The following is a 20,659-nucleotide window of genomic DNA, read 5'->3' on the forward strand; positions in this document are numbered from 1 at the left end:
CTTTCGCGGGCACGCCCGCTCCCACAGGTTTGTGGACTGCCCCCAAGAAGTTGGACACCAATCCAACTCTTGGGGGCAGTCCAGGTTTGCTGAGATCTCTGTGGGAGCGGGCGTGCCCGCGAAGGGCTGCAAAGCAGCCCCGATCAATGGATCAGCGAACGACGATCCCGCGCGAAGCCATGTAAGCCTTGGCTTCAGGCACTGTGTACTCGCCAAAGTGGAAGATGCTGGCCGCCAGCACCGCGCTGGCATGCCCTTCCAGAATACCGTCAGCCAAGTGCTGCAGGTTACCCACACCCCCCGAGGCAATCACCGGAATCCCCAGCGCATCACTGATAGCGCGGGTAACGCCCAGGTCGAAGCCGTTCTTCATGCCGTCCTGGTCCATGCTGGTCAGCAGGATCTCGCCAGCGCCCAGGCCTTCCATCTTCTTCGCCCACTCGACTGCATCCAGCCCGGTCGGTTTGCGCCCGCCGTGAGTGAAAATCTCCCAGCGCGGCGCTTCACCTGGCCCGGACACTTTCTTGGCATCGATGGCGACAACGATGCACTGCGAACCGAAACGGTCCGCCGCCTCGCCAACAAACTCTGGGTTGAACACCGCGGCGGTGTTGATCGAGACCTTGTCGGCACCGGCGTTGAGCAGGTTGCGGATGTCCTGCACGGTCCGCACGCCACCCCCTACCGTCAGCGGGATGAACACCTGGCTGGCCATGCGCTCGACGGTATGCAAAGTGGTGTCGCGGCCATCGACGCTGGCGGTGATGTCGAGAAAGGTGATTTCATCAGCACCTTGCTCGTCGTAGCGACGGGCGATTTCCACCGGGTCGCCGGCATCACGGATGTTCTCGAACTTGACGCCCTTGACCACCCGGCCGTTGTCCACGTCCAGGCAAGGGATAATGCGCTTGGCCAGTGCCATGGTTCAGTCCTCAGCCTTGGTAGTTGTCACAGAAGGCCTGGGCCTCAGCAACATCCAGGGTGCCTTCGTAGATGGCACGGCCGGTGATGGCACCGATGATGCCCGGGGCCTTGGCGTCCAGCAGCGCCTTGATGTCGCCCAGGTTGTGAATGCCGCCCGAGGCGATCACCGGGATACGGGTGGCTTCAGCCAGTGCCTTGGTGAAGGGCACATTGCAGCCCTGCATCATGCCGTCCTTTGCGATGTCGGTGTAGACGATCGCCGAGACGCCATCGGCCTCGAAACGCTTGGCCAGGTCGATGACCTGCACCGAGCTCACTTCGGCCCAACCGTCGGTGGCGACGAAACCGTCCTTGGCGTCCAGGCCGACGATGACCTTGCCCGGGAAGGCTTTGCACGCTTCAGCGACGAACTCGGGCTGCTTGACGGCCTTGGTGCCAATGATCACGTAGCTGACGCCAGCCTTGACGTAGTGTTCGATGGTTTCCAGCGAACGGATACCGCCGCCGATCTGGATCGGCAGGTTCGGGTAGCGCTTGGCGATGGCGGTAACCACTTCACCATTGACCGGCTGGCCTTCGAAGGCGCCGTTGAGGTCGACCAGGTGCAGGCGGCGGCAGCCACCCTCGACCCACTTGGCGGCCATGCTCACCGGGTCGTCGGAAAATACCGTAGAGTCTTCCATGCGGCCCTGGCGCAGGCGCACGCAAGCACCGTCCTTCAGATCGATAGCGGGGATAATCAGCATCTTGGGAACCTGTCTATTTGTTGGGTTTCAGGGCTTCTCGAGTGCCCACAGGTCGCTTTCGATGCTCTCGAATCGCTCCTTGAGGTGCAGCTGAACATCGGCAATCGCCCTGTTGTAGTAATGGGGTGCAATCTCTTTGCTGAACAGCTCGAGGACCTCGGCCACCTCGAACGACCCCAACTGCAGCTCGAAGCGGTCTTCGAGAAAACGCTTCAAGGTATCGAGCGCTTCGCGCTCCTGCTCGGGGGCCAGGGTGATGGTCGGGGCCTTGGTCTTCGACCTGCTCATTTACCAGCGCCCGTCCCAGGCGATGAAGTTCTGCAGCAGCTGCAGGCCATGGGTATGGCTCTTCTCCGGGTGGAACTGCACGGCAAAACGCGAACCGTCGGCCAGCGCTGCGGCGAAGTCGACGCCATAGTGACCGCGTCCCACCACTTGGCCCGGCTTGCCGGCATTGATGTAGTAGCTGTGCACGAAGTAGAAACGTGCGCGGTCAGGGATGTCGTGCCACAGCGGGTGGTCGATGGTCTGGCTGACTTCGTTCCAGCCCATGTGCGGCACCTTCAGGTGCTCGCCCTCTTCTTGCAGGTCTTTGCCGAAAAAGCGCACCTGGCCAGGGAACAGGCCAATGCAGTCGACGCCGTTGTTTTCCTCACTGTGCTCGAGCAGCGCCTGCATTCCGACGCAGATGCCGAGGAACGGGCGGTCCTGGCTGACTTCGCGCACCAGGCTGTCGAAGCCCAGGCGGCGGATTTCGGCCATGCAGTCGCGAATCGCGCCCACGCCCGGGAACACCACACGGTCGGCCTCGCGGATCACTGAGGCATCGCTGGTCACCAGCACTTTACCGGCACCTACGTGCTCAAGCGCCTTGGCCACCGAGTGCAGGTTACCCATGCCATAGTCGATTACGGCTACCGTTTGCATTTACAGGCACCCTTTGGTGGAAGGCATCTGCCCGGCCATACGCTCGTCGAGGGTGATGGCCATGCGCAGGGCACGGCCGAAAGCCTTGAATACGGTTTCGATCTGGTGGTGGGTGTTGTGGCCACGCAGGTTGTCGATGTGCAGGGTTACCAGGGCGTGGTTGACGAAGCCCTGGAAAAACTCCTGGAACAGGTCGACATCGAAGCCGCCAACGCTTGCACGGGTATACGGCACGTGCATCTGCAGGCCTGGGCGGCCAGAGAAGTCGATGACCACGCGTGACAGCGCTTCGTCCAGCGGCACGTAGGCGTGGCCGTAGCGGAAGATACCTTTCTTGTCACCGATAGCTTGGGCGAATGCCATGCCCAGGGTGATGCCGACGTCTTCGACGGTATGGTGATCGTCGATATGCGTGTCACCCTTGCACTCGATATCCAGATCGATCAGCCCATGGCGGGCAATCTGGTCCAGCATGTGTTCAAGGAAAGGCACACCGATATCGAATCGGGCCTTGCCACTGCCATCGAGGTTGATCGAGCACTTGACCTGGGTTTCCAGGGTATTGCGCTCGACGGAAGCCTTACGTTCGACCATCACCAGCTCCGCAAAATCATTGGGCGAAAAGGGTTTCATTATAGGCCCAGAACGCGCCAGCTTGAAACGCGGATGACATATGGCAAAGCCAGGTTTTACGCGGGCTGGATGCTGCTACAGGTCTATACAACTGCGTAATGGGGGCTGCTTTGCAGCCCATCGCGACACAAGGCCGCTCCCACAGGGACCGCGCAACCCTGAAGCGTACGCGGTCCCTGTGGGAGCGGCCTTGCGTCGCGAAAGGGGCGCAAAGCGCACCCATGCAGTTACATCAATGGAACAGGACAGCAGTCTTCTGCAGTGTCACCCAAACACCCCAGGCCAACGGCACAACCACCACCGCCCAGGCCAGCAGCACCAGTGGCAGGCTGCCTGGCGCCGCCTTCCACTCCAGCGACCGCGCCCCATCGGCGCCCTTGTCATGGCTCAACGCGCGCTCGGCCGCCAGTTCGGCATCACTCATGAAGTGCTTGTCGGCCACCGGGCGCACCAGCATGTTGCAGATAAAGCCCAGCACCAGCAGACCCGCGAGAATGTACAAGGTCATGTCATAAGCCGCCGCCCGCTCCACGCCTGCTGCCAGTTGATACTCGCGCAGGTAGGTGATCAGCACCGGCCCCAGCACCCCCGCTGCCGCCCAGGCGGTCAGCAGGCGGCCATGGATGGCACCCACCATCTGCGTGCCGAACAGGTCGGCCAGGTAAGCCGGCACCGTTGCAAAACCACCGCCATACATCGACAGAATGATGCAGAACGCTGCCACGAAAAGTGCCACGTTGCCCAGGTGCCCCATGTTCGGCACCAGGCTGTACAAGCCCACGCCCAAGGCGAAGAAGGCAAAGTAGGTGTTCTTGCGGCCGATGTAGTCGGAGAACGATGCCCAGAAGAACCGGCCGCCAATGTTGAACAGGCTCAGCAGGCCGGTAAAGCCGGCGGCGATCGCGGCAATCTGCGCCAACTGCGCAGTGCTCAGCTGGCTGAAGGTCAGTTCGTTGCCCAGTAACTTACCGGCGAACACTTCCTGCAGCAGCGGTGACGCCATGCCCAAAATGCCGATGCCCGCCGACACGTTCAGGCACAGCACCAGCCAGATCAGCGCGAACTGCGGGGTCTTCCAGGCCACACTGACGTGCACGTGGCGGTCGGTGACCATGGCGTTACTGGCATTCTTCAACGGCGCAGCCCAGCCTTCAGGCTTCCAGCCGGTCGGTGGTACGCGATACGCCAGGGCGCCAGCGGTCATGAACACAAAGTAGATCGCCGCCATGGCGACAAAGCTCTGCCATACGCCAACTTCGTGCTCATTGCCAAAATGCCCCATAAGCGCGGTGGCCAGCGGCGCCCCGACCATGGCCCCGCCGCCGAAGCCCATGATAGCCATACCGGTGGCCATGCCACGTTTGTCCGGGAACCACTTGATCAAGGTCGACACGGGTGAGATGTAGCCCAGGCCCAGGCCGATACCGCCAATCACGCCGGAGCCAAGCCACATCAGCCACAATTGATGGGTTTTCACACCTATCGCCGAAAGCAGCATGCCACCGCACCAGCACAAGGCCGACACCAGGCCAGCCTTGCGCGGGCCGGCGTGCTCCAGCCAGCCGCCCAGCACCGCCGCCGAGCAACCGAGGAAGACGAAGAACAGGGTGTAGATCCAGCTCAGCATCGAGATTGGCCAGTCGCATTCGGCGCTGAACATCCGGGCCATGAAGCCCATGTCTGCCGCACAGGCGACGGGGGCGGTGATCCCCAGGGCTTGCGACAAGGGCAGCCAGAATACCGAGAAGCCGTAGGCCATACCGATGCACAGGTGAATGGCCAAGGCAGCTGGCGGGACCAGCCAGCGGTTGAAGCCCGGGCGGGCGATTATGCGTTCCTTCGACAGGAAGCCTGGCTCACTGGCCGAGCTTCCCGTCGCGACGGTACTGGTCATGAATCTGATCCTTGTTATAGGGAGGGTGCTCGCGAAGCGGCGCAAGGGTAGCAGCATCAAGCAGCATGAAAGCAATCTGCCATCGTCCATTTTTGCCTAACTGAATCGGTCATGTCCCCGGCAAAAGCTCAGTATTAAGCTGTCGAAAGCCGTACCCTCTGATGCAGGCGTAGGAATTTTCTACATCTCTAGTCGTACAAGCAGGGGTAACCGCTACAGCGTTATACTCTGCCGCCTGAACTCACTAACGGACTAAAAGGACTCGCCCATGAAAGCGTTCGGCAAAATCCTGGGACTGGGGCTTCTCGGGTTACTGCTGATCATCGTGGCGCTGGGCTTCGCCCTGACCCACCTCTTTGATCCCAACGACTACAAAGACGAGATTCGCCAGCTGGCGCGCGACAAGGCCCACGTCGAACTGACCCTCAATGGTGACATCGGCTGGAGCCTGTTCCCGTGGCTGGGTCTGGAGCTGCACGAAGCCAGCATCGCTACCTTGAACAAACCCAAGGAACCGTTCGCCGACCTGCAGATGCTTGGCCTTTCAGTCCGTGTGCTGCCGCTGCTGCGCCGCGAAGTGCAAATGAGCGACGTACGTGTCGAGGGCCTGAACCTGACCCTGGCGCGTGACGAACAGGGCCATGGCAACTGGGAGGACATCGGCAAGCCGCTACCCGCGCAGAATGGCGCAGGCACCGATGCACAGGCACAGGCACCTGCCGAGCAGGCGCCTGCGACCACCGACAGCAACGACCGCGCCATCAAGCTGGACATCGACAGCCTGACCGTGAACAACGCCCGCGTGCAGTACACCGATGCCAAGACCGGCCAAAATTACAGCGCCGAGAGCATCCAGCTGAGCACCGGCCCGGTCCATGAAGGCGCAAACATCCCGCTCAAGGCCAGCGCCTTCATCAGCGCCAGCCAGCCGAGCATCAAGGCCCGTACCGAGCTGGCCGGCGAATTGCGCTTCGACCGCAAGCTCAAGCGCTACAACTTCGAAGACATGCGCCTGTCGGGCGAGACCTCGGGTGAGCCTACCGGCGGCAAGACCGTGACCTTCGCCGCCCAGGGCCAACTGCTGGTCGACCTGGCCGCCAATGTCGCCTCGTGGAACGGCCTGAAAGTCTCGGCCAACCAACTGCGCGCCCTCGGTGAGCTGAACCTGCGTGATCTGGACAAAGCACCCCAGCTGAGCGGCGGCCTGTCCATCGCCCAGTTCAACCTGCGCGCCTTCCTTGAAAGCATTGGCCACCCGCTGCCGGCCACCAACGACCCGGCCGCCTTCGCCAAGCTGGAGCTGGTGACTCGCCTGCAGGGCACGCCCAGCAGCCTGGCCCTGGAAGACCTGGCGGTGAAGCTGGACGACAGCACCTTCAGCGGCCGCGTGGCCGTCGAAGATTTCGCCAAACAAGCCCTGCGCCTGCAGCTTAAGGGCGACACCTTCGACGCCGACCGCTACCTGCCGGCCAAGAGCGAAGAAGCCAAGGGCGCCACCGCTGCGCGCCAGGCCGAGATCAAGCAACAAGAGGCCAGCGCCGTAGCCGGTGCTGGCACCACACCACTGCCCAACGCCCCAACACACGTGGCATGGAGCGACGACAAGCTGCTGCCGGTCGACCGTCTGCGCGCCCTCGACCTGCAGGCCGACCTGGCCTTCGGCTCGTTGACCCTGGACAAGCTGCCGATCGAGGACGCCCAGCTCAAGGCCGTTGGCCAAGGCGGCCTGCTGACCCTGCAAACCTTGCGCGGAGCGCTGTACAACGGCACCTTCGAAGCCAAGGGCACGGTCGACGTTCGCCCTGCCGTGCCACAGCTGGGTGTGAACACCAATATCCAGCGGGTGCCGGTGGAACACTTCATCAAGGCCGAAGGCAAGGAACAGACGCCGCCGGTCAAGGGCCTGCTGACCCTGACCAGTGATCTGACAGCCACCGGTAACAGCCAGAAAGCACTGGTCGACACCCTGAACGGCAGCGCAAACTTCGCCATCAACGATGGCGTGCTGGTCAATGCCAACCTGGAACAGCAGCTGTGCCAGGCCATCGCCACGCTCAATCGCAAGACGCTGAGCAGCGAACCACGCGGCAAGGACACCCCGTTCCAGGAACTGCGCGGCAGCCTGGTAGTACGCAATGGCGTCGCCAGCAACCCGGACCTCAAGGCGCGCATCCCGGGCCTCACCGTCAATGGCCATGGTGACCTCGACCTGCGCGTGCTGGGCATGGACTACAACGTCGGTGTAGTCGTCGAAGGCGACCAGCGTGCCATGCCGGACCCGGCCTGCCAGGTCAACGAACGTTATGTAGGTGTTGAAGTACCCCTGCGCTGCCGTGGTCCGCTGGAACTCGGCGCAAAGGCCTGCCGCCTGGACCAGAACGGCCTGGGCAAGGTTGCCGCCAAACTGGCCGGCAACCGCCTGAAGGACAAGATCGATGAAAAGCTTGATGAAAAACTTGGAGACAAAGTGAGCCCGGAACTGAAAGACGCGCTCAAGGGGCTGTTCAAGCGATGAGCCCCGAGCAGTTCTCCAGCGCAGTGCTGGACTGGTATGACGAGCACGGCCGGCACGACCTGCCCTGGCAACAGGGCATCACGCCGTACCGGGTGTGGGTGTCGGAAATCATGTTGCAGCAGACCCAGGTCAGCACCGTACTCAACTACTTCGACCGCTTCATGCAGGCCCTGCCAACCGTGCAAGCCCTGGCCGAGGCACCGGAGGACGAAGTGCTGCACCTGTGGACCGGCCTGGGTTACTACACCCGCGCACGCAACCTGCAAAAGGCCGCCAAGGTCGTCGTCGAGCAACATGGCGGCGAATTCCCGCGCAGCGTCGAGCAGCTTACCGAGCTGCCCGGCATTGGCCGCTCCACTGCCGGCGCCATCGCCAGCATCAGCATGGGCATCCGCGCACCGATCCTCGACGGCAACGTCAAGCGCGTGCTGGCACGCTACACCGCCCAGGCCGGCTACCCCGGCGAACCCAAGGTTGCCAACCAGCTATGGGCCACCGCCGAGCGCTTTACCCCGCAACAACGCGCCAACCACTACACCCAGGCGATGATGGACATGGGCGCCACGCTGTGTACGCGCAGCAAGCCCAGTTGCCTGATCTGCCCGTTGCAGCGCGGCTGCGAAGCGCACCTGCACGGCGAAGAAACCCGCTACCCCGAGCCCAAACCGCGCAAGGCGCTGCCGCAACGGCGCACACTGATGCCACTGCTGGCCAACCACGAAGGTGCCATCCTGCTTTACCGCCGCCCTTCCAGCGGCCTGTGGGGTGGTTTGTGGAGCCTCCCGGAGCTGGACGACATCGCCCAGCTCGACGACCTGGCCTACCAGCACGGCCTGCGCCTGGCTGGCCGCCACGCCATGGACGGCCTGACCCATACCTTCAGCCACTTCCAGCTGGCGATCGAGCCTTGGCTCGTGCGCGTCGACCCGGTCGGCGAGCACGTGGTCGAGGCCGACTGGCTCTGGTATAACCTCGCCACCCCGCCGCGCCTGGGCCTCGCCGCTCCGGTGAAAAAGCTGCTTGAACGCGCGACCGACGAACTGATTGCAGGAGACGCCCGATGACCCGCACCGTGATGTGCCGCAAATACCAAGAAGAACTGCCAGGCCTGGAACGCCCGCCCTATCCCGGTGCCAAGGGCCAGGACATCTTCGAACACATCTCGCAGAAAGCCTGGGCCGACTGGCAGAAGCACCAGACCATGCTGATCAACGAGAAGCGCCTGAACATGATGAACGCCGAGGACCGCAAATTCCTCCAGGCTGAGATGGACAAGTTTTTCGCCGGCGAAGAATACGCCCAGGCCGAAGGCTACGTTCCACCGGCCGAATGACCCCAAAAATCGTAAGCGACGGAATTAATTTAAAATTTTTTCAAAAAGTCGTTGACGAGCGGTCCGGAAATCTATTTAATTCACCTCGTCGCCCAGATAGCTCAGTCGGTAGAGCAGAGGATTGAAAATCCTCGTGTCGGCGGTTCGACTCCGTCTCTGGGCACCACCTTCAAGCTTCTGGTGGTTGCAAAGTTACCCGAAGCGACAACAAGAAACCCGCCTAGTGCGGGTTTTTTGTTGCCTGTGATTTTTAACTTCAGCAGCTTCGAAGAACACCAGATTTCACAACGCAACCTGAAGGCTCGCCATGCAATCGAGAAACCCGCAGCCATAAGCAGACTGCGGGCCAAACCTTACTCGTCCGACATGGAACGAAGATGATTGAATGCGTCCTCGGTCATGTGCCCCATGTAGGAGATGCTGTGCAACTGAAGGTGGCCGTGTTGCTTGCCTTTTTCGATAATGGCGGCGATGTCAGCCTTTGTAATCCTTTGCTCGTCGCAATCGGCGAAACCGGTTGGATAGTAAACCCTGCCATCGTCCGTGTAGCCGTACAGGGTGACCAGATAAAAGTGCTTCATGACTCCTCCTTTGTAACGCAAACGTGCGCATCACTCACAGACGCCGAATTGGCGCAGTGACAGGCTGCCAGCCAGCATGGCTGGCAGCAGGAGAGAAGCTACGCAGGGCCCACGGTTCGCATAATCTGGATATGTATCCCACAGACATCTCAAGCTGCAGCGCCCAGGCGCACGGCTTGGGTTTATCGGGCAATTGCGCTTCAATACGCGCACTTTCAGACACACCCAAGGATTTCCCCATGGCCACCCCTACCAAGCAACAGAAACGCGCCAAGCGCGCCGCCAGCAAGGCCAAGCAGAACCGCATGGTACGCAGCGGCCAAGCGGTCAAGGCCAGCGCCGGCGACAGCGCCAGCGTCGAGCAGGTGTACAACAAGGCCATGGAGTCGGGCAGCTACGACGCGATGTTCAACAAGATGAAGGAAGCCCAGGAAGGCGGCCTGGTGCCAATGATCTCGGTGTTCCTGGTGGATCCGCTGCTCGCCCTGGTGCTCAAGGGGCACAAGGAAGAACACGCCACCGACTACATCGTGCTGGTGTTCAACGCCTACCGCAAATGGCTGGACGGCGCTGACGAAGAGACCACCATGGCCTGGCTGGAGAGTGATGAGTTCCAGGACGCCTATATCGCTGCTTCCGAACTCGTGGCCAAGCAACAGCAGAAGCAGTTTGGCTGACAGGGCCATGTAACCCGTTGTGGCCTCCGCGCGGCCCCTGTAGGAGCGGGTTTACCCGCGAATACGATGGCGGCTGCGACGGTGATAAGCCAGGGAAATTGGCCAGCAGGCCCGGCCCTTTCGCGGGTAAACCCGCTCCTACGGGCCTGTGGCGAACCTGCGGGCTTGCCCACGAAAGGGCCATCACAGGCAACAAAAAAAGGCCGCACCCTTCACAGGGCGCGGCCTTCTCATTTCAGCCAGCGCGGATCAGCTGTCCAGCGCCGCCCGCCCGGCAGCCTCGCGCTTGCGGTGCACCAGCAAGCCAGCCGCCACCACACCAATACTCAGCAACGCAGTCGCAATGATCTCCGCACGGTGATCCTCACGCAGCGCCATGACCACCAGAATGGCAACGATGAAGGCAATGGTCGCCCAGGTCAGGCCCGGGAACAGCCACATCTTGAAGGTGATCTTCTCGCCGCGGGCTTCACGCTGGGCGCGCATGCGCAGCTGCGACACGGCAATCACCAGGTACACCAGCAGCGCGATGGCGCCAGAGCTGGCCAGCAGGAACTCGAACACCTGGGCCGGTGCCACAAAGTTGGCGAACACGCAGAGAAACGCAGCCGCGGTGGACAGCAGTACCGCCACATGCGGGGTCGCCGCCTTGGTGGTGCGCTGGGCGATGGCCGGGGCGTCGCCACGCTTGCTCAGCGAGAACAACATGCGCGAAGAAGTGTACAGCGCCGAGTTCAGGCAGCTGGTCACGGCAATCAGCACAACAATGTCGACGATCAGCTTGGCATTCGGCACACCAATACGGCTCAGCACGGTCTGGTAGGAGCCCGTCTCGGCCAAGGCCGGGTCGTTCCACGGCACCAGGGCCACGACCAGGAAGATCGACACCAGGTAGAACAGGCAGATACGCCAGATTACCGAGTTGGTGGCACGGCTGATCTGTTTGCCCGGGTCCTTCGACTCGGCAGCGGCGATGGTGACGATTTCGGTACCCATGAACGAGAACATGGTGGTCAGCATGGCTGCCAGCACTGCGCCCAGGCCGTTGGGCATGAAGCCCTGGGTATCGAACAGGTGGCTGGCACCGCTCACCTGGCTGCTCGGTACAAAGCCGAACAAGGCAGCACAGCCCACGGCGATGAAGCCGATGATCGCCAGCACTTTGAGCAGGGCAAACCAGAACTCGAACTCACCGTAGTTCTTCACGCTGCACAGGTTGGTAAGTGTCAGTGCCAGGGTAATGATGAGGGAGAACGCCCACAGGTCAACCGCCGGGAACCAGGCATGCAGAATGGCCGCGGCGGCGTTGGCCTCCAGCGGAATTACCAACACCCAGAACCACCAGTACAGCCAGCCAATGGTGAAACCGGCCCAGCGCCCGATGGCACGGTCGGCATACGTAGAGAACGAACCGGTGTCAGGCGAGGCGACTGCCATTTCACCCAGCATACGCATGACCAGCACGACCAGCGTACCGGCAGCAGCGTAAGCCAGCAGCACGGCAGGGCCGGCAGCTGCGATGGCGTGGCCGGAGCCTACGAACAGGCCGGCACCGATGACGCCAGCGATGGACAGCATGGTCACATGCCGTTGTTTGAGCCCCTGAGCGAGGTCATTGGAATTGTTACCGCTCATTGAAACTACCTTTGTAAGGAGTGGACCACGCCGACTGCGGGTACAGAGCGCGCCAGGGGTTGACCCAGGCGTCGCTGCAATCGGCGGTTTCCAACTGGCAATAAGCGCGCCACATGCCGAATACACCCGTCAGAAAATTCTGCAGGCCTTTTAGGATGCGGCTTGGAGGGCTTTCGGCCATTGCATGACCGAAAGGGCATCAAATCATCGGATTACTGAAATACCCACTTACAAATGCACCAAAGGTGCTCCTCGGTAACACCTGTGCACCACCGCAATGCAAAAAAGTGCAACCCATAGGTACAACCTTGTGACATCAACATGGCATTCGTGGGTGAACCCGTTTGCACTGGCAAAAGGTCGGGTTTACCCCTCCAATGGGTCAAAACAGCTTCCATGCGCCGGCCAAAGCTGGCACCATCGCGCCTTTTTTCATCAAGGCTCTGGTGCTGGGCGACACCTTCGCGGACATCTGCGCGACGTTACGCTGTAGCGATGCGACAAACTGCCCCACCAGCGCCCCCAGTCCCCGGCGACCCTGTTGGCCGTCATAATGCCGCTATGCTAGCTTGGCGCACGCCAGGAAGGCCGCCAACAGCTGGGAACGCACCCGAACACATGAGGACCGCACATGGCTCAGGCCACGCCCGCGCTGGAAATCCGCAATTTGCACAAACGCTACGGCGAGCAGGAAATTCTCAAGGGCATTTCGCTGACCGCTCGCGACGGTGACGTGATCTCCATCCTGGGGTCGTCCGGCTCCGGCAAGTCCACCCTGCTGCGCTGCATCAACCTGCTCGAGAACCCGCACCAGGGCGAAATCCTGGTCGCCGGCGAAGCCCTCAAGCTCAAGGCCGCCAAGAATGGCGACCTGATCGCAGCCGACAACCGCCAGATCAATCGCCTGCGCAGCGAAATCGGCTTTGTCTTCCAGAATTTCAACCTGTGGCCGCACATGTCGATCCTCGACAACATCATCGAGGCGCCACGCCGCGTGCTCGGCCAAAGCAAGGCCGAGGCCATCGAAGCCGCCGAAGCGCTGCTGAACAAGGTCGGCATCTACGACAAACGCCACAGCTACCCCGCCCAGCTTTCCGGTGGCCAGCAACAGCGCGCCGCCATTGCCCGTACCCTGGCCATGAAGCCCAAGGTCATCCTGTTCGACGAGCCTACATCGGCACTCGATCCGGAAATGGTCCAGGAAGTGCTTAACGTTATCCGCGCATTGGCCGAAGAAGGCCGTACCATGCTGCTGGTGACGCACGAGATGAGCTTTGCCCGCCATGTGTCCAGTGAAGTCGTCTTCCTGCACCAGGGCCTGGTCGAAGAGCAGGGATCGCCGCAGCAGGTCTTCGAAAACCCGACCTCGGCGCGTTGCAAGCAATTCATGTCCAGCCACCGCTAACGGAGCAATACATGCACACCTACAAGAAGTTTCTCCTGGCAGCTGCTGCCACGCTGGTGATGTCGGCAAACGCCATGGCCGCAGAAAAACTGCGCATGGGCATCGAAGCCGCCTACCCACCGTTCAACAACAAGGATGCCAGCGGTAACGTGGTTGGCTTCGACAAAGACATCGGCGACGCCCTGTGCGCCAAGATGAAAGTCGAATGCTCGGTCGTTACCTCCGACTGGGACGGCATCATCCCGGCCCTGAACGCCAAGAAGTTCGACTTCCTGGTGTCGTCGCTGTCGATCACCGACGAACGCAAGCAGGCTGTGGACTTCACCGAGCCGTACTACTCCAACAAGCTGCAGTTCATCGCGCCGAAAAACGTCGACTTCAAGACTGACAAAGAGTCGCTGAAAGGCAAGGTCATCGGCACCCAGCGCGCCACCCTGGCCGGCACCTACCTTGAAGACAACTTCAAGGGCGTCGACGTCAAGCTGTACGACACCCAGGAAAACGCCTACCTCGACCTGGTCTCCGGTCGTATCGACGGCATCCTGGCCGACAAGTACGTGCAGTACGAGTGGCTGAAAAGCAAAGACGGCTCGAACTTCGAGTTCAAGGGCGAGCCGGTGATGGACAGCGACAAGATCGGCATTGCCGTGCGCAAAGGTGATACCAAGCTGCGCGACGACCTGAACAAAGCCCTGGCAGAGATCAAGGCCGACGGCACGTACAAGAAGATCAACGACAAGTACTTCCCGTTCAGTATCGAATGACCCGCCCTGACCGGCGCGCCCAAGTGGCGCGCCAGTCCCTAAAATGACCTGCCCATGAATATCGACCTGCACGGATTCGGTCCGGCCATGATGGCCGGCACCCTGATGACCGTAAAACTGGCGCTTTGCGCCTTGCTGCTGGGGCTGGTCCTGGGCCTGCTCGGCGCCCTGGCCAAAACCTCACCGCTCAAGCCGCTGCAATGGCTTGGCGGCTTCTACTCGACCCTGGTTCGCGGCGTGCCCGAACTGCTGTGGGTACTGCTTATCTATTTCGGCACCGTCGGGCTCATGAACAGCCTCGGCGAAGCCCTGAACATGCCGGGCCTTGAGCTAAGCGCCTTCGCCGCGGGCGTGATCGCCCTGGGCCTGTGCTTTGGCGCCTACGCCACCGAAGTGTTCCGTGGCGCCATCCTGGCGATCCCCAAGGGCCACCGCGAAGCCGGCCTGGCGCTGGGCTTGTCCAAGGGCCGCATCCTCTCGCGGATCATCCTGCCGCAGATGTGGCGCATCGCCCTGCCCGGCCTTGGCAACCTGTTCATGATCCTGATGAAGGACACCGCCCTGGTATCGGTAATCGGCCTTGAAGAAATCATGCGCCACTCGCAAATTGGCGTGACCGTGACCAAAGAGCCGTTCACCTTCTACATGGTCGCGGCCTGCATCTACCTGGGCCTGACCGTGCTTGCCATGACCGGTATGCATTTCATGGAAAAACGCGCCGCTCGCGGCTTTGCGAGGGCTGAATAATGAATTGGGAAGTCATCTTCAAATGGCTGCCACGCCTGGCCGAAGGCGCGACCCTGACCCTGGAGCTGGTGGCCATCGCCGTGGTTGCCGGGTTGATCCTGGCCATCCCGCTGGGCATCGCCCGTTCCTCGCGCCACTGGTACGTGCGCGCGGTGCCGTTCAGCTACATCTTCTTCTTCCGTGGCACGCCGCTGCTGGTGCAGTTGTTCCTGGTCTATTACGGCCTGGCGCAGTTCGATGCGGTGCGCTCCAGTTCGCTGTGGCCGTACCTGCGCGATCCGTTCTGGTGCACGGTGCTGACCATGACCCTGCACACCGCTGCGTACATCGCCGAGATCCTGCGTGGCGCGCTGCAGGCGATCCCTAAAGGTGAGATTGAAGCGGCACGGGCGCTGGGCATGTCGCGTGGCAAAACGCTGTTCTACATCATGCTGCCACGCGCTGCGCGCATCGGCCTGCCGGCGTACAGCAACGAAGTGATCCTGATGCTCAAGGCCAGTGCCCTGGCCAGTACCGTGACCCTGCTGGAACTGACCGGCATGGCCCGTACCATCATCGCCCGCACCTACCTGCCGGTGGAAATCTTCTTCGCCGCAGGCGTGTTCTACCTGGTGATCTCGTTCATGCTGGTGCAAGGCTTCAAGCTGCTGGAGCGCTGGTTGCGCGTGGATGCCTGCCAAGGCCGCTGACATCTCCTAGCCTTCTTCGCGGGCACGCCCGCTCCTACAACAGGCCTATGCTGAACCGTCGTAGGAGCGGGTTTACCCGCGAACAGGCCCTCAACCCCAACACACATCCCCATGCCCAGCCCCCTCCACAGCCACCACCTAAGCGCCCGCTTCCAGGCCCTCGACCAGTTCCTGATCGAGCACCAACAGCTGTGGAAACCCCGCCCCTTCACCACCCTGCAACTGCCTTGGGAAACCACCCACCCAGAGCTTGCCGCCCACCTACGCCAACGTTCCCTGGCAGACGCCGAAGCCGACAGCGCCGCTGACCGCTTGCCTGCCCCATTCCCGCAACTGGCCGAACAAGCCCGACAGCTCGCCACGCTCGGCAGCCTTGCGCAAACCAATCTACCGCCTGCCGCCCACCGCCTGGACGTCGCCGTCCCCGGCCGCAAATGGCAGCAGATCGAAGCCTTCGCCAGCCACCTGGCCTTCCGCGAGCAGCCCCGGCACTGGCTGGACTGGTGTTCTGGCAAAGGCCACCTCGGCCGTCGCCTGCTGCAACCTGGGCAACACCTGACCTGCCTGGAGTACGACGCCGCCCTGGTCGCTGCCGGTCAGGCCCTGAGTGCACACCACCACTTGCAAGCACAGCACGTACATCAGGATGTGATGGCCAGCGACAGCGCTCGCCACCTGGCTAACGATAAAAGCGTGGTTGCCCTGCATGCCTGTGGCGATCTGCATGTCCGCCTGATGCAACTGGCCAGCCAGCAAGGTTGCCGGCAACTGGCCATAGCCCCCTGCTGCTACAACCGCATCGCCGCGCAGCAATACCAGGCGTTATCCACAGCCGCGCAGGCGTCGAGCCTGCAGCTGTCGCTGGACGACCTGGGCCTGCCCTTGAGCGAAACCGTCACTGCCGGCGCCCGCGTGCGGCGCCAACGCGACACCTCGATGGCCCGGCGCCTGGGCTTCGACCTGCTGCAACGCCAGCAGCGCCAGAGCGATGAATACCTGCCGACGCCTTCCCTGCCGGTGGCCTGGCTGGAGAAGCCCTTCGAGCAATACTGCCGTGACTTGGCTGAACTGAAGCAATTGCCAGTGAGCGGCAACCCGGACTGGGCAATGTTGGAAGCTGCGGGCTGGCAACGCCTGGCCGAGGTCCGGAACCTGGAGCGCGTACGCAACCTGTTCCGTCGGCCACTGGAGCTGTGGCTGGTACTTGATCGCGCCCTGTTCCTCGAAGAACAAGGCTATGACGTGCGCCTGGGCCTGTTTTGCGATTACCCACTGACCCCGCGCAACCTGCTCATTCTCGCGGAACGCGACGGTTAGCCGCAGCACAACCTGTGGATAAGTCTGTGAACAAGCTTGTGATTACCTGTTGGATCCAAGCGCTATTTCAAGCGCTTGGCTTATTCCTGCTTGCGGCTACAGCCCAGTAAAAACAGGCGTTTGCGCAAAGACAAGCGGCGTAGCGATCCGGCATGCCTTTCGCTCAGGTCCCAAATGCCACTTGTGCATAAACATTTCTTGTGGTTAGCGCAAGCGGCTTTTGTGGGAGCGGCCTTGCGTCGCGAATGGGCCGCAAAGCGGCCCCCGTTTTCGACACAATCTCTGAAATCGCCGGGGCTGCTTTGCAGCCCATTCGCGACGCAAGGCCGCTCCCACAAATGACCGCGTCAATGCCTAATGCGCCTTGCCCTTGGCAATCTCGATATCGTTCATCAGCGCCTTGGCCATGTCGCACAGGTAATCGGCTGCACCCAGGAATTTATGGTCGTCCTCCATATCCCCCTCGCGCACCAGGTGCTTGATGTAGCCCATGAGGATCGAGACATGCTCGTAGGCCGCGTCGACGGGGACGCCGGGCTCTACGCGTAGCAGATTGAGGGATGGGTTACCGGCTGCGAGGAAGGTTTCCACGCCTGCGGTTGTGATTGGTTTGGGGGTGTTATCTGGCGGAAGGCTTTTCAATTTTTCGAACTCCTATATTCCTCAAGGAGTTGCAGCATTCATTCTTTCTCACCGGAACAAATGGCGGCAACCGTGCACGGGGTGAGAAACCGAGTGAATATAGGAAGCCTCGGCCAGACCGAAGTCTGCCCGCGCACGGTCGCCATTACGCAGCCGCTAAATTCGTAGTCGGGTTCTCACACCCGGTCGCCAGAGCGACCCGAAAACGGTATCCGTGAGCCACTTCCCCGACAACAGCGTTACTTCGGCGGCGCGCGTAGGATACTTCCGAAGCATCCAAACCCTGAAGCTTTTGACCCCATGGTTCAGAATTCCCTTACACAGATAACCCGGCTTACCCGCCCCCCTGTAGGAGCGGGTTCACCCGCGAAGAGGCCATACCAGACAACACAAGGCTAATGCTCCACCCCCGCAACGGTGTATCATCCGCCCCCCAAATCATTAAAAAGTGACGTCGCGCGCTGCCCGCCAGCCCCGCGACCTTCTGGCGTTGCGCCAGAACCGACAATGGACCACCGGACCTGAGCATCGTGACCCGAGCCACCCCCCTCGCCCTGCTGACCTTCGCCCTGGCCCTGACCGGCTGCGCCGGCAGCACCTCGCCCCACCCCAACAGCAACCTGGGCTGGAACCACCCCGGCATGCAACTGGGCGGCGACAAAGGCCTGCCCCTGCGCACAGAAGCCCCATGCCGCAAGCGCGGCTGCGACAACGACAAGCTGTTCTTCAACCCGGGTAAAAGCGAGCCTAGCGTCACCACCATGCACCGCGGCTGGTAGGAAAATTCTTCTTTTGGGCCGGTGACTTAGGTCTTTTGCGAACATTCGCAAGGAAGTGGTTTACAGGCGCCAAACGATCGCTATAATGACGCCCCATTGCCGGTATAGCTCAGATGGTAGAGCAACTGACTTGTAATCAGTAGGTCCCGGGTTCGATTCCTGGTGCCGGCACCATACGCAGTATCAAAAAAGGCTCACCGAAAGGTGGGCCTTTGTTGTTTTCCCCCCGCAGCCCCCAATCCCCTGCCTTACGGATGCCCTGAAGCCACCGCGATCGGTGTAGGAGCTGGCTTGCCTGCGATGGGCTGCGCAGCAGCCCCAACCCCCCCAAGCAGATGCAATTCTCTGATCACAGCCCAGCTCAAAAACAGACACACCCTCCGACACAAACGCTTTGACTCGCCAACCAATCCCCACTACGATTTATCGCAAATTTTAGATATTTCTGCCGAGGCAAGCCAATGGCGCTTCAATTCCACGAAAGCCCTTTCCACGCCACCCACGACGCAGATACCGCCAGCAAAATGGCCTTGAAAATGGACTTGTCCATTTTCATCACTGACTACATCAAAAAAATGGGCCTCAAACAGCATGATGCCGCAGCCAAGCTGAACGTAACCCAATCCCGCATATCCGAGCTTGCAAATGGCAAGATCGAGAAATTCACCTTGGACGCCATGATGGACATGCTGGACAAGCTCGGCTTTCGCACAACCCTGACCCTGCCCTCGAACGATGCCGGTTCACCGCCCCAGATCGTGATCACCCAAACGCCTGGCAGCTAAACCCTGTATCCCATTTTTCTCAGTTCTTGCTTCAACTCCTTCATCCGCTCTTCGGCGACTTGCATCGCGTGCCGGTCGGGCCTGTTGGTCGTTTTTACGAACGAATGCAACACGACGACCATGTCTGCAAATTTGGCCACGTACACGCGTCGGAATGCAGGGCTGCCGTTGATGATGAGCTCAATCGCACCCGTCCCCACCGATTCCGTCAACGACTTGATCGGCCGCTCTGGGTCCTGGCCATACTGGATGCGTCGCAGGTCTTTACCAAAATCGTCCTGAACGTCCTTGGGAAGGCCTTTATATTCACGCTCAGCAGCTGCACTCACAAACGCAAACTTTTTCAACGGTCTACCCACGGCGAGATGCTGGATTGGGGACGGCATGGATGCCAGGAGGAGGGAATCTAGCGCAGTGGCTTGCAGTTGGCGGAATTAGAAATGTTTCGCGGTTTGACCCTGAAATATCGTGTTTCTCTCGCCCGCTGAAATCAGTTCGACCTCATTTGGGGCCGGGGTTTGCCGCACTCAGGACGATGGGCTACGACACCAAGGTGGATATCTGCGGACACGGCCTCCGAGCCATGGCGTGCAGTGCGCTGGTCGAGTCCGGGCTGTGGTCGGAGACGGCTATCGAGCGGCAGATGAGCCACAAGGAACGCAACAACGTGCGCGCCGCCTATACCCACAAGGCTGAGTTCCTCGAAGAGCGCCGAATGATCATGACTTGGTGGAGCCGGTTTCTGGAGGCGAACCGCGAGGACCATGTGACGCCGCATGAGTTTGCCAAGCAGACGGGCGAGAACGTCACGCGGCTTCGCAGTGCCAAGAGGACTGAGTAACCCGGCGCATCACCACCTCAAACTCGCTGTGAAGTTACCCACAGCACCGCAATCCACGCGGGTCCTTTCAAACGGGGCTGCAAAGCCGCCCCGTTTGAAAGGACCATACCTAAGAAAAAAACCGCTGGCACAGCGTACGTCTGTGGAAAACCAGTGATGTCCACCGGGGGATAGCTTTATCCACAGGCGCTAAATCCCTGAAATCGCTTTGCTTGACGAACATTGTCCATAAGCGTGGACCGGGAGTCGCAAGAGCTGTCGATGACAGCACCCCAGGTGACCCGAACCTTTAAGGTCACGTCGCTCCCGCGGTGGTTCACCCGCAAGTACGATTCGCGTCCGGCAGCTCGTACGGTCACTACCCATGTGATGGATGCCAACTCAATATTGTTGCCCCTGCGGCAACCAACCTACCCATCTGCTCAGCAGCAGCCTATTCGCTTGGCCATTTCACGTGCGCCAACCTGCGCCCGTCTCTTTCACCGGAAAGAGACGGGCGCTCCTGACACTGCTGCAGCCCTCATCGCATTTGGCTTTGCGGCAACCTCACTCGTGACAATCGGCGTGACAAACGCCGATGTCATCAGCAACAGCGCTGCAGATGATGGTGCCGCAGACCAAGGAATGGACTGCACCTGACTGACAGTCAGGCATGCCCCGGTCATCGCATTGCTGCTTGCACCTGGCTCAGGATCTCGCGGCATTGGTCTCGTCAGCCAATGCAGCCTCCACCCGCCCACCGGTAACGGTGCTCAGGAGGCCAGATCATGAGATGCCCTTGCTCCCGGACGTAAGGAGCCGCCAGTCCCGCGTAGTGGACATTCC

22 protein-coding genes, 2 tRNA genes and 1 pseudogene are annotated in these 20,659 nt (G+C 61.0%); 15 read left to right on the forward strand and 10 right to left on the reverse strand.

Annotated elements, in window-relative coordinates; all coding sequences use genetic code 11:
- Nucleotides 1-151 precede the first annotated feature (151 nt).
- The 6 genes from hisF to V6093_RS16430 all read right to left on the reverse strand — a co-directional run bounded on the left by hisF (nt 152) and on the right by V6093_RS16430 (nt 5,124).
- Nucleotides 152-922 carry an imidazole glycerol phosphate synthase subunit HisF gene (gene hisF / locus V6093_RS16405; protein WP_003255729.1) on the reverse strand — a complete coding sequence of 257 codons (771 nt, stop codon included), beginning with the start codon at nt 920-922 and terminating at the stop codon, nt 152-154.
- A 10-nt stretch (nt 923-932) separates the two neighbouring features.
- The gene (gene hisA / locus V6093_RS16410; RefSeq protein WP_003255731.1) at nt 933-1,670 is read right to left on the reverse strand and encodes a 1-(5-phosphoribosyl)-5-[(5-phosphoribosylamino)methylideneamino]imidazole-4-carboxamide isomerase; all 738 of its coding nucleotides are present in this window, start codon (nt 1,668-1,670) and stop codon (nt 933-935) included.
- 27 nt (nt 1,671-1,697) lie between these two features.
- Complete coding sequence (locus V6093_RS16415) at nt 1,698-1,958, reverse strand: DUF2164 domain-containing protein (protein WP_003255734.1); 261 nt, start codon at nt 1,956-1,958, stop codon at nt 1,698-1,700.
- On the reverse strand, nt 1,959-2,597 hold the full coding sequence (gene hisH, locus V6093_RS16420) for an imidazole glycerol phosphate synthase subunit HisH (RefSeq protein WP_003255735.1): 639 nt from the start codon (nt 2,595-2,597) through the stop codon (nt 1,959-1,961). It abuts the gene before it with no gap.
- Nucleotides 2,598-3,191, reverse strand: a complete 594-nt coding sequence (gene hisB, locus V6093_RS16425) for an imidazoleglycerol-phosphate dehydratase HisB (protein ID WP_003255736.1) — start codon at nt 3,189-3,191, stop codon at nt 2,598-2,600.
- A 271-nt stretch (nt 3,192-3,462) separates the two neighbouring features.
- Nucleotides 3,463-5,124: an OFA family MFS transporter gene (locus V6093_RS16430; RefSeq protein WP_014860392.1), complete on the reverse strand. Its 1,662-nt coding sequence runs from the start codon at nt 5,122-5,124 to the stop codon at nt 3,463-3,465.
- 268 nt (nt 5,125-5,392) lie between these two features.
- Between V6093_RS16430 and V6093_RS16435 the strand changes: the two genes are divergently transcribed.
- From V6093_RS16435 to V6093_RS16450, 4 genes are all read left to right on the forward strand, one after another.
- Nucleotides 5,393-7,639: an AsmA family protein gene (locus V6093_RS16435; RefSeq protein WP_179052322.1), complete on the forward strand. Its 2,247-nt coding sequence runs from the start codon at nt 5,393-5,395 to the stop codon at nt 7,637-7,639.
- On the forward strand, nt 7,636-8,703 hold the full coding sequence (gene mutY / locus V6093_RS16440; RefSeq protein ID WP_003255741.1) for an A/G-specific adenine glycosylase: 1,068 nt from the start codon (nt 7,636-7,638) through the stop codon (nt 8,701-8,703). Before V6093_RS16435 ends, mutY begins: the two co-directional genes overlap by 4 nt.
- Complete coding sequence (locus V6093_RS16445) at nt 8,700-8,972, forward strand: oxidative damage protection protein (protein WP_003255742.1); 273 nt, start codon at nt 8,700-8,702, stop codon at nt 8,970-8,972. The genes mutY and V6093_RS16445 overlap by 4 nt, the downstream gene beginning before the upstream one ends.
- Before the next feature lie 90 nt (nt 8,973-9,062).
- A tRNA-Phe gene (locus tag V6093_RS16450) sits at nt 9,063-9,138 on the forward strand.
- A gap of 187 nt (nt 9,139-9,325) precedes the next feature.
- On the opposite strand, the gene V6093_RS16455 is transcribed toward V6093_RS16450, so the two are convergent.
- A complete protein-coding gene (locus V6093_RS16455) occupies nt 9,326-9,553 on the reverse strand; it encodes a hypothetical protein (RefSeq protein WP_003255743.1) in 228 nt (75 codons plus the stop codon).
- A gap of 239 nt (nt 9,554-9,792) precedes the next feature.
- On the opposite strand from V6093_RS16455, the gene V6093_RS16460 reads away from it, so the two are divergent.
- A complete protein-coding gene (locus tag V6093_RS16460) occupies nt 9,793-10,230 on the forward strand; it encodes a hypothetical protein (RefSeq protein WP_003255744.1) in 438 nt (145 codons plus the stop codon).
- Between the two features lie 249 nt (nt 10,231-10,479).
- On the opposite strand, the gene gabP is transcribed toward V6093_RS16460, so the two are convergent.
- Nucleotides 10,480-11,865: a GABA permease gene (gene gabP, locus V6093_RS16465; RefSeq protein WP_003255745.1), complete on the reverse strand. Its 1,386-nt coding sequence runs from the start codon at nt 11,863-11,865 to the stop codon at nt 10,480-10,482.
- Between the two features lie 631 nt (nt 11,866-12,496).
- Here gabP and V6093_RS16470 point away from each other — a divergent pair.
- The 5 genes from V6093_RS16470 to V6093_RS16490 all read left to right on the forward strand — a co-directional run bounded on the left by V6093_RS16470 (nt 12,497) and on the right by V6093_RS16490 (nt 16,787).
- Nucleotides 12,497-13,270 carry an ABC transporter ATP-binding protein gene (locus V6093_RS16470; protein WP_003255746.1) on the forward strand — a complete coding sequence of 258 codons (774 nt, stop codon included), beginning with the start codon at nt 12,497-12,499 and terminating at the stop codon, nt 13,268-13,270.
- 11 nt (nt 13,271-13,281) lie between these two features.
- Nucleotides 13,282-14,034 (forward strand): ABC transporter substrate-binding protein, encoded by a 753-nt coding sequence (locus tag V6093_RS16475; RefSeq protein WP_003255747.1) that lies wholly within the window; start codon nt 13,282-13,284, stop codon nt 14,032-14,034.
- 54 nt (nt 14,035-14,088) lie between these two features.
- Complete coding sequence (locus tag V6093_RS16480) at nt 14,089-14,781, forward strand: ABC transporter permease (protein WP_003255749.1); 693 nt, start codon at nt 14,089-14,091, stop codon at nt 14,779-14,781.
- Entirely contained in the window at nt 14,781-15,470 is a 690-nt protein-coding gene (locus tag V6093_RS16485) for an ABC transporter permease (RefSeq protein WP_010951649.1), read from the forward strand. The genes V6093_RS16480 and V6093_RS16485 overlap by 1 nt, the downstream gene beginning before the upstream one ends.
- Before the next feature lie 111 nt (nt 15,471-15,581).
- Entirely contained in the window at nt 15,582-16,787 is a 1,206-nt protein-coding gene (locus V6093_RS16490) for an adenovirus L4-33K/L4-22K family protein (protein WP_047603187.1), read from the forward strand.
- 354 nt (nt 16,788-17,141) lie between these two features.
- On the opposite strand, the gene V6093_RS16495 is transcribed toward V6093_RS16490, so the two are convergent.
- Nucleotides 17,142-17,429, reverse strand: coding sequence for a DUF3077 domain-containing protein (locus V6093_RS16495; RefSeq protein ID WP_047603189.1), 288 nt, complete (start codon nt 17,427-17,429; stop codon nt 17,142-17,144).
- Between the two features lie 530 nt (nt 17,430-17,959).
- Here V6093_RS16495 and V6093_RS16500 point away from each other — a divergent pair.
- From V6093_RS16500 to V6093_RS16510, 3 genes are all read left to right on the forward strand, one after another.
- Complete coding sequence (locus V6093_RS16500) at nt 17,960-18,208, forward strand: hypothetical protein (protein ID WP_265978675.1); 249 nt, start codon at nt 17,960-17,962, stop codon at nt 18,206-18,208.
- A gap of 98 nt (nt 18,209-18,306) precedes the next feature.
- A tRNA-Thr gene (locus tag V6093_RS16505) sits at nt 18,307-18,382 on the forward strand.
- 287 nt (nt 18,383-18,669) lie between these two features.
- Complete coding sequence (locus V6093_RS16510) at nt 18,670-18,993, forward strand: helix-turn-helix domain-containing protein (protein WP_265978673.1); 324 nt, start codon at nt 18,670-18,672, stop codon at nt 18,991-18,993.
- Here the strand turns inward: V6093_RS16510 and V6093_RS16515 are convergent.
- Nucleotides 18,990-19,340, reverse strand: coding sequence for a type II toxin-antitoxin system RelE/ParE family toxin (locus tag V6093_RS16515; RefSeq protein ID WP_265978737.1), 351 nt, complete (start codon nt 19,338-19,340; stop codon nt 18,990-18,992). The two genes, V6093_RS16510 and V6093_RS16515, sit on opposite strands and share 4 nt — an antisense overlap.
- Before the next feature lie 173 nt (nt 19,341-19,513).
- On the opposite strand from V6093_RS16515, the pseudogene V6093_RS16520 reads away from it, so the two are divergent.
- Both V6093_RS16520 and V6093_RS16525 read left to right on the forward strand, forming a co-directional pair.
- A pseudogene (locus V6093_RS16520) lies at nt 19,514-19,834 on the forward strand (integrase); the annotation flags it as partial.
- A 261-nt stretch (nt 19,835-20,095) separates the two neighbouring features.
- The gene (locus tag V6093_RS16525) at nt 20,096-20,473 is read left to right on the forward strand and encodes a hypothetical protein (protein WP_245150127.1); all 378 of its coding nucleotides are present in this window, start codon (nt 20,096-20,098) and stop codon (nt 20,471-20,473) included.
- The last annotated feature ends 186 nt before the right edge of the window (nt 20,474-20,659 follow it).

This window comes from Pseudomonas putida group bacterium ESBL64, from assembly GCF_045277175.1.
GTDB lineage: Bacteria > Pseudomonadota > Gammaproteobacteria > Pseudomonadales > Pseudomonadaceae > Aquipseudomonas > Aquipseudomonas alloputida.

Bases quoted from the DNA above. Each gene is read 5' to 3' on its own strand.
- V6093_RS16470 (WP_003255746.1), top strand. From the start codon at position 12,497: ATGGCTCAGGCCACGCCCGCGCTGGAAATCCGCAATTTGCACAAACGC.
- V6093_RS16480 (WP_003255749.1), top strand. From the start codon at position 14,089: ATGAATATCGACCTGCACGGATTCGGTCCGGCCATGATGGCCGGCACC.
- V6093_RS16455 (WP_003255743.1), bottom strand. From the start codon at position 9,553: ATGAAGCACTTTTATCTGGTCACCCTGTACGGCTACACGGACGATGGC.
- hisF (WP_003255729.1), bottom strand. From the start codon at position 922: ATGGCACTGGCCAAGCGCATTATCCCTTGCCTGGACGTGGACAACGGC.
- V6093_RS16490 (WP_047603187.1), top strand. From the start codon at position 15,582: ATGCCCAGCCCCCTCCACAGCCACCACCTAAGCGCCCGCTTCCAGGCC.
- mutY (WP_003255741.1), top strand. From the start codon at position 7,636: ATGAGCCCCGAGCAGTTCTCCAGCGCAGTGCTGGACTGGTATGACGAG.
- hisH (WP_003255735.1), bottom strand. From the start codon at position 2,597: ATGCAAACGGTAGCCGTAATCGACTATGGCATGGGTAACCTGCACTCG.
- V6093_RS16415 (WP_003255734.1), bottom strand. From the start codon at position 1,958: ATGAGCAGGTCGAAGACCAAGGCCCCGACCATCACCCTGGCCCCCGAG.
- V6093_RS16475 (WP_003255747.1), top strand. From the start codon at position 13,282: ATGCACACCTACAAGAAGTTTCTCCTGGCAGCTGCTGCCACGCTGGTG.
- V6093_RS16525 (WP_245150127.1), top strand. From the start codon at position 20,096: ATGACAGCACCCCAGGTGACCCGAACCTTTAAGGTCACGTCGCTCCCG.
- V6093_RS16430 (WP_014860392.1), bottom strand. From the start codon at position 5,124: ATGACCAGTACCGTCGCGACGGGAAGCTCGGCCAGTGAGCCAGGCTTC.
- gabP (WP_003255745.1), bottom strand. From the start codon at position 11,865: ATGAGCGGTAACAATTCCAATGACCTCGCTCAGGGGCTCAAACAACGG.
- V6093_RS16460 (WP_003255744.1), top strand. From the start codon at position 9,793: ATGGCCACCCCTACCAAGCAACAGAAACGCGCCAAGCGCGCCGCCAGC.
- V6093_RS16435 (WP_179052322.1), top strand. From the start codon at position 5,393: ATGAAAGCGTTCGGCAAAATCCTGGGACTGGGGCTTCTCGGGTTACTG.
- hisA (WP_003255731.1), bottom strand. From the start codon at position 1,670: ATGCTGATTATCCCCGCTATCGATCTGAAGGACGGTGCTTGCGTGCGC.
- V6093_RS16485 (WP_010951649.1), top strand. From the start codon at position 14,781: ATGAATTGGGAAGTCATCTTCAAATGGCTGCCACGCCTGGCCGAAGGC.
- hisB (WP_003255736.1), bottom strand. From the start codon at position 3,191: ATGGTCGAACGTAAGGCTTCCGTCGAGCGCAATACCCTGGAAACCCAG.
- V6093_RS16445 (WP_003255742.1), top strand. From the start codon at position 8,700: ATGACCCGCACCGTGATGTGCCGCAAATACCAAGAAGAACTGCCAGGC.
- V6093_RS16510 (WP_265978673.1), top strand. From the start codon at position 18,670: ATGGCGCTTCAATTCCACGAAAGCCCTTTCCACGCCACCCACGACGCA.